General features: G+C 43.0%; 4 protein-coding genes. 3 read left to right on the top strand and 1 reads right to left on the bottom strand.

Features of this window, described 5'->3' with window-relative positions; translation table 11 throughout:
• Nucleotides 1-144: 144 nt before the first annotated feature.
• A complete protein-coding gene (locus tag PseudUWO310_RS04350) occupies nucleotides 145-2,580 on the top strand; it encodes a SpoIIE family protein phosphatase (RefSeq protein ID WP_142599339.1) in 2,436 nt (811 codons plus the stop codon).
• Between the two features lie 279 nt (nucleotides 2,581-2,859).
• On the opposite strand, the gene PseudUWO310_RS04355 is transcribed toward PseudUWO310_RS04350, so the two are convergent.
• The gene (locus tag PseudUWO310_RS04355; protein ID WP_009628813.1) at nucleotides 2,860-3,921 is read right to left on the bottom strand and encodes a 1,9-bis(guanidino)-5-aza-nonane synthase; all 1,062 of its coding nucleotides are present in this window, start codon (nucleotides 3,919-3,921) and stop codon (nucleotides 2,860-2,862) included.
• A gap of 619 nt (nucleotides 3,922-4,540) precedes the next feature.
• Between PseudUWO310_RS04355 and PseudUWO310_RS04360 the strand changes: the two genes are divergently transcribed.
• Together PseudUWO310_RS04360 and PseudUWO310_RS04365 are read left to right on the top strand one after the other, a co-directional pair.
• Nucleotides 4,541-7,987 (top strand): methyl-accepting chemotaxis protein, encoded by a 3,447-nt coding sequence (locus PseudUWO310_RS04360; RefSeq protein WP_142599349.1) that lies wholly within the window; start codon nucleotides 4,541-4,543, stop codon nucleotides 7,985-7,987.
• A 134-nt stretch (nucleotides 7,988-8,121) separates the two neighbouring features.
• Entirely contained in the window at nucleotides 8,122-11,973 is a 3,852-nt protein-coding gene (locus PseudUWO310_RS04365) for a response regulator (protein ID WP_142599351.1), read from the top strand.
• Nucleotides 11,974-12,116 lie beyond the last annotated feature (143 nt).

The following is a 12,116-nucleotide window of genomic DNA, read 5'->3' on the forward strand; positions in this document are numbered from 1 at the left end:
TAAGTACCTCAGCATAATTAAAATCCAGAGCTAAAACCTGCGGGGCAAGCGTAGCGTGCGCCACAGGTTTTAGGGTTTTATATTTAATTAAGCCCATTTACTTACTCACTTAAACCAAAGTTGTAAGTTGTTAGAGTCTGGAGCATGGCGAGAAATAGATTAGAAGATCGTCTCAAACAAAATATGATGCTATTCAAGCCCGCGATCGTGCTTATGAACCGATTGAAATATCCACAGAAATTTTTTCTGATCAGTTTGCTATTTGTCTTACCGCTTGCCTTGGTGATGAATTTGCTCATGTCAGAGCTAAACAGTCGTGTGGAATTTACCCAAAAAGAAATTTATGGCAATGCGTACCTAAGACCTATTAGCCAACTATGGCAATATATTCCCCAACGGCAATTAATTTTGCAAAATCAGTTTTACAGGAATTCGCAAGGTGCTAGTTTCATAGATCGTTCAGATCGCTCAGAAATATCTCAATCGCCGCAACGAGAATTGCAGGATCTCCAGAATGCGATCGATCGAGAGTTCGCCAATTTAGAGAAGGTAGATCGTCGTATTGGAGGCATTATTCAAACTGGCGATAAGCTCAAAGATATGGAGACTCTAAGGCAAGATTTGCAGAAATCGACAGGGCTTGCCGAGTTTCGTAATCAAGATTTAGTTTTAGAAAAACTCGATCGCTTGAGAGCTTATGTCGTCGATTTTTCAAATTTAATTCTCGATCCAGACCTAGATACCTTCTATCTAATGGATGCGAGTGCGGTTAAGCTGCCAGAGATGCAAAAAGTCTTAAATAAGATGATGCGGACATATCGGGAAATGTCATTTGCCAAAGAAACCGCTAATGAAAAAAAGACCTTACTGATTTCTTTGTTGGGGTCGCTGGATGAATCCAATAACGACTTAACTGCCAATTTAGAACGCGCTTTTAAAAATAATCGTCGTGGCAATTTGCGTAATTCGCTGAACGGGGCACTTCAAGATTTTGTTTCTGGCGTTAATGAGGCGATCGCTAATACCAATCAGATTATCGGTAAGGAAAGCAAGTCTGCTGTGGCGGAAGGGGCTTATCAACAAACCATTGAAAATACGCTGAAATATAGCTTTACGCTGTCACAACAAATTTTCGATCGCTTAGATGAATTATTGATGTATCGGATTCAAGCTATTGAGGAGCGCAAACTATTTATCTCGCTCTTCGTGTTGATTATCTTCATGGCGATCGCTTATTTGTTTGTCGGTTTCTATCTATCGGTGATGCGCACCGTTTATCAGTTGGACATTGCTTCTAAGCTCATGACATCGGGAAATGCGGCGGAGATCGAACTAGATAGCAAAGATGAATTATCGATGGTCGTGCGATCTTTCAACAAAGTGGCGATCGCTTTGAGAGAATCTGAAGAAAAATATCGGAGCATTTTTGAAAACTCCGTCGATGGCATTTTTCAGACTAGCCCTGAAGGGAAGTATCTCAGTGTCAATCTCGCCTTGGCGAAAATCTATGGCTATGAATCCGTTGAGCAGATGGTCGCACAATTAGTTGATGTTAATACCCAACTCTATGTCGATCCCGATCGCCGCCAGCAGTTTCAAGCTCTCATGGATGTAAATGATACGATTACTAACTTTGAATCGCAGGTATATAAACGCGATCGCAATGCGATCTGGATTAGTGAAAATGTTCGCGTCCTCCGCGATCAGCATGGCAGAATACTTTACTACGAAGGGACTGTTGAAGATATTAGTCAGCGTAAATTGGCAGAAATTGCCCTAGAGAAAGCAAATCAACAAATTATTGCGCTGAACGAGCGGCTCAAACAAGAAAATCTACGGATGAGTAGCGAGCTAGAAGTTACACGCAAACTACAGGAAATGATTCTGCCTAAAGACAAGGAATTAGCAATGGTCATGGGCTTAGATATTGCGGGCTTTATGGAACCTGCGGCGGAGGTCGGTGGCGATTATTACGATGTGCTGCAACAAAATGGGCGGATCAAGATTGGTATTGGCGATGTGACAGGGCATGGACTAGAAAGCGGTATGTTGATGATCATGGTGCAAACTGCGGTACGCACTCTACTCCAAAATGAAGAAGACGATCCAGTCAGATTTTTAGACATTCTCAACCGCACGATTTATGGCAATGTGCAGCGCATGGATTCGGACAAAAATTTAACCCTCTCCCTAATTGATTACGACCAAGGTAAGTTGACGCTAAGCGGTCAGCATGAAGAAATGATCGTGGTGCGTAAGAATGGCTATCTTGAGAGATTTGACACGATTGATTTGGGATTTCCCATTGGGCTAGAGGAGGAAATTGGGAACTTTCTTGCTCACAAGCAAATACATTTAAGTTCTGGAGATGTCGTTGTGTTGTATACCGATGGCATTACTGAGGCGGAAAACGAAGCCCGAAAACTTTATGGTGTCGATCGATTATGTGAAGTGATTTGCCAAAATGTTGATGCTTCCGCGATCGCTATTCGTCAGGCGGTAATTGAGGATTTGCGATCGCATATTGGCAAGCAAAAAATCTATGATGACATTACCCTTCTTGTACTCAAACAAAAATAGGTATTCCTAAATATAGCTACCGCCAGCCCCAAATAGTGTTGCCGCGCTCCGCGCGGCAACACTATTTGGGGCTTTATACCAATTCATAAAAGTGTGACAACGCTTCTATGAATTATATACGAATTACAACTGTTGCCAAGATTAGGACACACACCCCCAAAAATAGAATAGCGCCGCCATTCTATAACATAGAAAACATCCTGCATTGCAGGATGTTTTCTATCTGTTTTAGGAAAGATGCTGTCATGTATTGGAAACTACACAGCTTGACAATAAGAGCTATACGCCTACAGGAGCAGGAATACTGCTGAAGTTAGGAACGAAGGGCTTGTTGAATAGTTGCGCCAATTGACGAGGAGCGCGATCGCACCAATTGCGCTTACCGTAGACATAGCCAGCGATGAGAGGAAGAGCTACAGTTGCTTCCGAGTAAACCATTTGCTCTTGGACAATGTCCACCTTGCCCCAAGAATGTGCTTCCTTCAGAGTGGAACCTGAGAGAGCGCCATCACGTTCGTCAGCAACGGTAATCTGGACTGCGTATTTGTGCATTGCTGCTTCAAAACCAAGCAATTCCGCCGCAACAACTGTGTCTTGAGCAAAGTTCTTGGGAACACCACCACCGATCATGAATAGACCAGTATGAGGGCTTGCCAACTTGCATTGAGTCAATTCACGGAAATCGCGTACGGAGTCAATGCTGATGTGATCTTCAGGAGAGTTCCATTGGTGGTGAACAAGTCCAAAACCTGCGGAACAGTCACTGAAAGCAGGAACGAAGATGGGAATTTGATGTTGGTAGGCTGCCAATACTACCGAGTGACGGTTCTTCGCGTTTTTATCGAGATAGGCTCCCATTTCGTGGATAAATTCACGGGAAGAGTAGGTGCGACGAGGTAAAGAATTCGCGATTTCCGCGATCGTCATGTCGCAAACGCGCAATTCATCTTCATCGATGTAGGTGTCATAAATGCGGTCAATAGCATTTTCGCGGAGGACTGCATCATCAGCAAAGGTATCACCGACATAGTGACGAAAGCCGAGGGCTTCAAAGAAGTCTTGATCAACGATATTTGCGCCTGTAGAGACAATCATGTCAACCATGTTGTTGACGATCAAATCGTAGATAACTCCCTTTAGCCCTGCACTAAATAAAGAACCAGCTAAACAGAGGATGATCGCGCAATCTTTGTCTTTGATCATATCGTCATAGATATGAGCTGCACGTCCGAGGTTTCTACCTTGGAACGCTGTATTTGCCATTGCGTCAACCAATCCGACAACATCAAAAGCTTTGATGTCAATATGTTCAACAGTCTGTTTAAGTAGATCGCGTTTCATGATTTTGTTTGTCCTAGATGCTATGTGTTGTAGATGTATGCGAAAAAATTTTGAGCAAACTTCAATAACAGAACAAGCAAAACTACATACTCACGCATCAGGTAAAACTTTTATCTATGCCCATGATAACTCACAGCCCATATCAATCTTTTCGATAAAAGATATCGGCTCCAGCACCATTACACACAAACAAATCCTACCCCTAGGGAGTTCTTTGCTGCCTATTCAGTTTTGAAAAAATATTTAATCTTCCCCATGATGAGAAGCGATCGACCTAGGCTGTTAACAGTGGTTACAACCCTGATAGTTAGAAGGTCGATCGGAACATACTAGGTCCTTCACAGGCATCGTCCCAAGAAAGAGTAGGATCAGACTCGCGTCTTTCTCCCAACTTTAGGTTGAGGAGCCAATCACATCCAAGCAATAAAACCAGCTTTTTCAATTTCTATATAACTGAGTGCAACAAGTCCTTAAATACAATAGCACTTTTTTTAATAAACACAAGCAAAATGGCGCTAGAGGATCTATTTGTTAATGCGTTTAACTGTGTATTAGGAGACTTGTAGAGACTAAGCCTCCTTTTTGAAACAAGATAGACGTATTTCATGCAGGGACGATCATGATGACAGCGCAGTATCAGGCGGCTCTACACTCCTATGCAGAGGGTCGGTATGAAGAGGCGATGCAACAGTTCTCAGAATTGTTGTATGAAGATCCTCGCAATCCCAAGCTGCATATTTGGTTGGGGGCAACTTTTCGTAAGGCAGGGAAGATTGAGTATGCCAAGGTTCAGTACCAACAAGTATTGACGCTTACTGACGATCCTGACCTACTCGATTTGGCGAGTACTTCCCTAGCTCAAATTCAGAATAAGCTTGCTAATCTTGCTAAGAAAAACAAGTCTCCCGAAGAGCTTAAGGAGCTTCAGGAAAATGCAAATACTTTCAGTACTTTTAATCAAAAGGCTAAGCCAAAAGGATCTGGGGATCAGGGGACTGGTGCTCAAGGAACGGATAAGCTCGAAGGGGCTAAGCAGAAAAATAGAAACTCGCAACCAAAATCTGGGCGTAACAAAAGCCCCAAGTCTAATGGGACGAGTGCTAATAGTATTGCCTACATAATTGATCCTGAAGATGAATCGGGTTTAGATGAATTGACGGTCTTAGCTACGCCTCCTAATAAGACAGTTGATAAGACGGTTGCTAAACCAAAATTTACAACCAATGCCGTAGGTGCTAGTAATGGGAATGGAATGATCCCACCACCACCCGCGATCGCTGCGCTATCTAAGAACGCATCTCAGAATCGTGAACAGGTTCCTTTGACACAGCCAGAGGATCTGCTCGAAGATCAGCCCTTGATATTTGGCGATATAGAGAATCTTGTGGAAGATATCGATGACCTAACTGATCGATCTTCTTCCTACGCTCTAATTGGTGATGGTCTAATTGGTGATGGTCTAATTGGCGATGGTCTAATCGGTGATGGTCTAATTGGTGATGGTCTAATCGGTGATGGTCTAATTGGTGAAACTCAGAAAAGCTATCAATCAAGTAACAGTCAGGATACAACCCTTAAAGGTAAAGGTGAAAATAAAGGTGAAAAGAATAAGGATTTAGATTCCGTATTTCTTGATTGGGGGACATCATCTCAAAATAGTCGCGTTAAGGGGAAAGATACTGCCGCGATCGCTTTGGAGGATATGTTTAAATTTTCTAGCGTGGGGCAAAAGATCACTCTATGGGGTACGCTAATTGCCACCATTCCTGCGATCGCTTTAGGGGTAACGGCTTATCAAGTCGGGGATAGCTTGTTATTAAATAGGGTTAAGCAAGCCCAACAGTCAGAGGCGATCGCCCTTGCCAACGCGACCAAAAGCTTTCTCAAGGGACAAACGGGCGATGTGGAGGTCTTGCAGAAGCTATTGGGATCGACGGATTTAGGGCAAATCAATTCGTCCAAGCCAGCCAATCCGACAAATAACAAATTGCTTTCCCTTGAGTCCCTACCAATTGCTGAGCAACGTCAATATAAGCAGCAGTTGACTAATCGCCTTAATCTTTACGGTCAAGCCTATCCTGAATATACCAGCATCGCTTTGTTTAGTGTTAATGGTGAATTACTGGCTCAGTCAGCTAATTCCAAAACGCTGCAAACTATTAATCCCAAAGCTCTGAATAGGGCAAAGTCCACTGAAACAGTGCAACTTAGTAATGCGATCGTTACCAAGAATGGAGCGTACTTTTATGCGGTTGCCCCAATTAAATTTGCTGGTTCACCAAAGGCTAGCGTGATCTTACAGGTGGAAATTTCTACGAAGAATTTGGTGAATGAATTAACTAACGCTAGAAATAACAATGGGGTTGGGAATGGTAATTTTTATGTGATTGATAGCGCTAACAAGTACTTTGCTAGTTCGCAGCCAATTACGGGCAGTGAAGATGCGTTAGCAGATTTTGCGATATTGACCGATTTGCGATCGGGACAGTCCGCAAATCCCAAGGATTTAGTTAGGGGCGATCGCAATGTGCAAATGGTTGCCTATGCACCTGTTCCTAATGCCCAAGCTGCTGACTCATTGGCTTTAGACATACTGACAACCGTTGACAAAGCCACTGTCATTGCAGGCAACCAGAATCTACTGTTAGTAATTGGTATTGGTATTGGCGCAACTCCCTTACTTGCCGCAGCCATTATTTATGCATTGTCGCGGCGCATAAGTAACAGACTGAAAGATATTCGGGCTGTTTTACGAGATCTCAGACAGGGGAATGTTGATGCTAGCTTTGGGGCTTTAAGCGTGGAAGGAAATGACGAACTGTCAGACATTTCTTTCAGTATTAATCGGATGTCCGAGCAGTTTCAGACGATGATGCAAAAGCAGGAGCAGGAGAAACAACACCTGCAATTGCAAGTGGTCAAACTGTTTAAAGTTTTGGCAAAACTGGCGAGAGAAGAAAAACAAGAAGTTAAAGATGAGGATTTACTAGACGAGAAAATATTGTATTTGGGTAAAAAAGTACGAGCGGAGATCGTCCAAAGACATGCTGAAGCTGAGAGCTATCGCCTACAGAAGGAAGAGCTTCAGGAGCAGTTGATGAAGATGCTTAAGGATGTTCAAGCTCTGTCTGAAGGGGATCTTACTGTCTCCACCAAGTCGATTGACGGTAGTTTAGAGAATGTGGCTATATTCTTTGATGATGTAATTCGTGGTTTACATAATATCGTTGGTCAAGTGAAGTCCTCGACTAACCAAGTTAATTTCTCCCTCGGACAGAATGAGCAGGCGATCGCTAATCTCGCAAGTATTTCGCAGAGACAATTAGATACGGTGACGCGCTCCCTTAATACTGCTCAAATGGCGAAACTTTCGGCAGATACGATCGCCAACCATAGTCAGCGAGTAGTGCAATCATCACAACTGGTAGTAGAAAAACTGTCGGATGGCGATCGCTCTTTGGATGCAGTTATGTCCAAGGTCGGCGAATTACAAAACACGGTTTCGACCACTGCCAAGCGAATCAAGCAACTGGGAACTGTATCCCAAAAAATTGCGAAGGCGATTTCGACAATTAATGAGATTGCCATTAAGACAAATTTCCTCGCAATTAACGCCACGCTTGAATCTTCGCGGACAGGTGATGGCGTAAGTGGATTTGCGATGGTTGCTGAAGAGGTCGGCGAACTGGCGTTCCGTTCCGTTGAGGTAACTAAGGAGGTGGAAGTTCTACTTGGTAATATCCAAACCGAAACTACGGCTGTAATGGCAGCGGTGGAATCGGGTAGTACTCAGATCTCGGAAAGTAATACATTGACGATCGCCGCTAAGGATAGTCTCCAACAGATCGCGCAGATCTCACAGCAAATTGACGGATTGATGGCAGCGATCGCTGAGGCAACATCATCCCAAGTTCAAACATCTGAGGGGGTTGCGAACTTGATGCAGGATATTTCTCATATGGCTAAGAGAACCTTGGCTTCTTCATCGGAGGCTGCCAAATTCATTAAGGCAACGCGCCGATATTCTGGCGACCTACAACAGTCCTTAACTCATTTTAAAACATGATGCAAAACCGTGATGCAAAAACATGACGCAAAAACATGATGCAAACTCGATCGAGTCTACCTGAGCGATCGCTCTTTATTACTACTGAGTTTTAAGGCGGAAGATAAACAAAGTTAGATATACCGACTTTTCCTATGATTGAAATATTACCTCAACCGAAAAAAATCTTTTCTGAAGAGTCTCAAGTTCATACCCAGAATCTGAAAAATAAAGTTCTGGAATTAGATGCGACTTTGCCCAATTTTCGCGAGCAAATTGATAGTCTGATTGCCACGAATAAATTACTCCAAGATGCTGCGCTTCGGGCAGATTTTTGCCAACCGAACTCTGCTTTTGCGGAGATAATTAGGCGTTTTGAGGAGGTGTTTTATCTATTACGCGATCGCCATTCTGAGGTTGATTGGATTACGAAGGAGTTGCTTTTAGAGATAATTGGCGTAGCTAATCAGATAATCAATGAGTTCTGTCTGGAGATCGAAACCTCTAAAGACTGGATGAAAATTCAGTGTGACCTGTTCGAGCAGCTCCATGAGGATTTATCGTTAGAGTTGGAAGTGTTTGATACTCTAGAGGAAATAAACTCTCAGGATAAAAAGGATAAAGGCGAACCTTTTGGTTTAGATAATACGTCGGAGGGGATGCATTTATTCGATATAGATTTTAGAACTGATTTGGATGGTGATTTTGAAGAGGATTTTGCTAATCCATCCTATATCAATAATATCAATATAAGCAGTCAGCTTAATAGTTTGGATGGCTTTCTGATCATTCAGGAGGATCGAGATCTAGACATGGCTAGCGAACCATTTGAAGATATCTCAGGAATGGCTAGTCGGGAATTAGAGGGATTGTTTCCTGATTTGTTTTCGGATACTGCGGATACTATCAGTCTAGATGGTGATCTAGATAGTAATCTAGATGGTTTTTTTGATGGTTCTGGTGACTTAGGAAAAGAAATTCCACTTGGCGATGAGAATATATTGCCAAAGCCAGAAATTCTTACAGAAATATTTATGGAGTCTCCTTTTGAAGTCTTGGCGAATGATCCCGACTCCCATGAATATGAACCCATGCCACAGGAAATCAGCGCAAGTGAGTCTATCGTTCTAGAAGATATTCTAGAAGAAGTTCTAGAAGATATGCCTGAGGATAGGTATGAAAACCCTGCTGAGGTTACTGCTGAAGAGCTTGTTAATGAAGATGGAGATGAGGCGATCGCAGATCATTACGATCACGATCATCACGATCACGATCATCACAATAATATTGAAGTTAAAGCCATTGAAGAGGATTGGATTGCTGAGATTGCCCCAGAAAGCGATCGGGGTATTTCAATTATTCCCCTATTGCGGGAACTTGAGGTTCCATCTGCGCCTCCTAGCTTTGATTTGGTCGAAGATAATTATGCCGATATCACAATTTCCAGCGATTTCTTTGAAGCTATAGATAACGGGGACGATCGTTCAATAGCTGGTGATTTTTTTGAATCTTTAGAAGGCGATTTAATCTCCAGCGATTTTTTTGAATCTTTAGAGCAAGACGATATATCTATTGGTTTGACTGATAGTGATATGGGCGATGACGATATGTCTATTGGTTTGATAGCTAACGATTTTTTTGCATCCCTAAAGCAGGATAAAGAGCAAGATCATAATATTTCTGTCGAATTGATTAACACCGATTTTTTTGTTGCCTTAGAGCAGGGTGACGATATCCCCGATGATGTTGACCATTCTCTAGGATTGGATCAGGACTTCCAATTAGCTTCATTAGCTGATGCTGAAATAGTTAGAGAGGATTTTTCCGTTTCCGATATTGATACCTCGTTGGAGGAATCACCAATTTATCATAATAGTATTGATAATACTCCCACGGATTGGCAGGATCTGTCTCAGTTGGATTTGGGCGATCGCGAAATGTCCTATGCAGAATTTACAAATCTGTCATTGACCGCTAACTATGAAATGAGTCCAGAAACTGATGGGGGCGATTTAATCGAAGCAAAAGCTTCCCAAGGTGATGTGAGTGACAGTGAAGAAACCATTCGGCTTCCCTTAAATCATGTAGAACTGCTGAGGGATCTGTCGGAAGAGCTATTGTTGCGTAAAGGGAGCCTAGATGTCTATTTAGAAGAAATGCAAATGTTGTCGGGAGAGGTGCAAAAACACCTCCAGTTGTTAGAACCTAAATTGGCGAACGACAACCCTGAGGCGATCGCAAATCTCCAAGGGGCGATCGCTAGGATCGCTAACGTCATCGAACTAGCGGACAAACAGACCGATGTGATGAGCCAAGATATTTGTCATTTGAGAAAAAATTTACGTCAAGTTCTCAAATGTCCTGTCTCTAGCCTTGTGAGAAAATTTCCGCGAATTTTGCGAGAGATGTCATTACATAATGGTAAGCAAGTTGAGTTGATTGTCAAAGGGGCGGAAATTGGACTGGAAAGAGCGATCGCTGCCGTTGTTGCTGAGTCTATGGAAGTTTTGCTTCGTAATGCTCTCGACCATGGGATCGAGTCCATTGACGATCGCCAACGGATGGGCAAGACTCCACAAGGTAAGATCGAACTCATGGCAACTCAATCTGACGAAGGTATCCAAATCAAGGTCTCCGATGATGGACGGGGGCTGGATATGGAAAAGATTCGCCAACAGTTTGAGCAAGCGATCGCGGTTACGGATAGGTCGAAATTTTCGGCCATGGATATGAGTGACGAGCAATTAACAAACTTGATTTTTGAGCCAGATTTTAATCTCATCAATAGTTCTGTTCAAGGAGCCAAGTTGAGCGATGTGAGAGCCAAGCTTGGCGAGTTTGGTGGTTCTATCACCGTACATTCCGAGAGGGGGAAGGGAACTCAATTTACTTTGATGTTGCCAAACCTGCTTTCCTTGATGCGCGTATTACTGATTGATATTGATCGCATGTGCTTAGCAATCTCCAGTAAAAATGTATGGGAAGTAATTGCGATCGAGGATCAAGCCCTTAATCAAACATTGGAAGGCAAAGAAACCTTGCTATGGCGTGATCGGACGTTGCCAATTGTTCAACTTAATTCTCTTCTTCAGATCAATTGTCGTCAAACTTTAAGTCAAGGCGCGGAACTGAGTCATTCTTGGGGTTACCCCTATCGGAGCGAAACCCAGTCATCTGGTCGTAATCCATCTTCCTTTCTGATAATTCATCACGAAAATAACTTCTTTGCCCTACAGGTAGATGGTTGCTGGCACGAACAAGAAGCCACGTTCCAGCCTATTGAAGGCGATATCCTACTCCCTCAGATTTTTCTGGGAAGCGTGATTTTGGGTAATAATCAGGCGGTGGCTCTACTCAATCCTGCTGAATTAGCGAGCCAGTTTTTGCGATCGCTTCCGAAGGAAAACGAGCAATTATCGCGTCCGCATCCAGTAAGTTTAAACAATTTGAGTAGTTTATCTGACTTTTTTAGTGCTGGTGATAGATCCTCAGAATTGCCACCTGTTAAATTACCTGTGCAGGTAACAACCATAGCCGAACGATTGGAGCGATCGCCTAAGTCAGAAAATCTAGAAAGTTCGGGGTTATTTACAGACGCGATCGCCAAGAATTCGCCTCGGAAATTATTGCACCCTAGAGTATTAATCGTTGAATCTTCGGCGAATGTCAGACGCTATCTAGCGATGACGCTTACCAAGTCTGGATTTGTAACCGAGCAAGTTCAAAATGCGAAGGAAGCTCTTGCGCTGCTGAAGACGGAAGTCACCCTAAGTCAGAATTTTGATGTGATGATTACTGATTTAGAGATGCCTCAAATGGATGGATTTAAGCTGCTATCGACAGTTCGCTCCGATACCGATCTCCGCAATTTGCCAATAGTTGCACTGATGGCAAAGAACAATGAAAATGGGCAAAAGTTGGCTCTAGAATTAGGCGCAAATGCTTGCTTTAGTAAGCCTTACCAAGAAAAAGAATTAGTCAACAAACTGAAACAACTAATCGCTTGATCCCCAAGGATAGCGGAGCAAAGCTCCGCCATCCTTTGACATGTTACAGCGTTTTGCGCTCAAACCTAAACCAAGGAAATTTTTGAAAGCGTTGCGAAGCAACGCTTTCAAAAATTTCCTTGTGGTTCGTTTGATCGGTAATT

The organism is Pseudanabaena sp. UWO310 (assembly GCF_006861605.1).
In the GTDB taxonomy this organism is placed as follows: domain Bacteria; phylum Cyanobacteriota; class Cyanobacteriia; order Pseudanabaenales; family Pseudanabaenaceae; genus Pseudanabaena.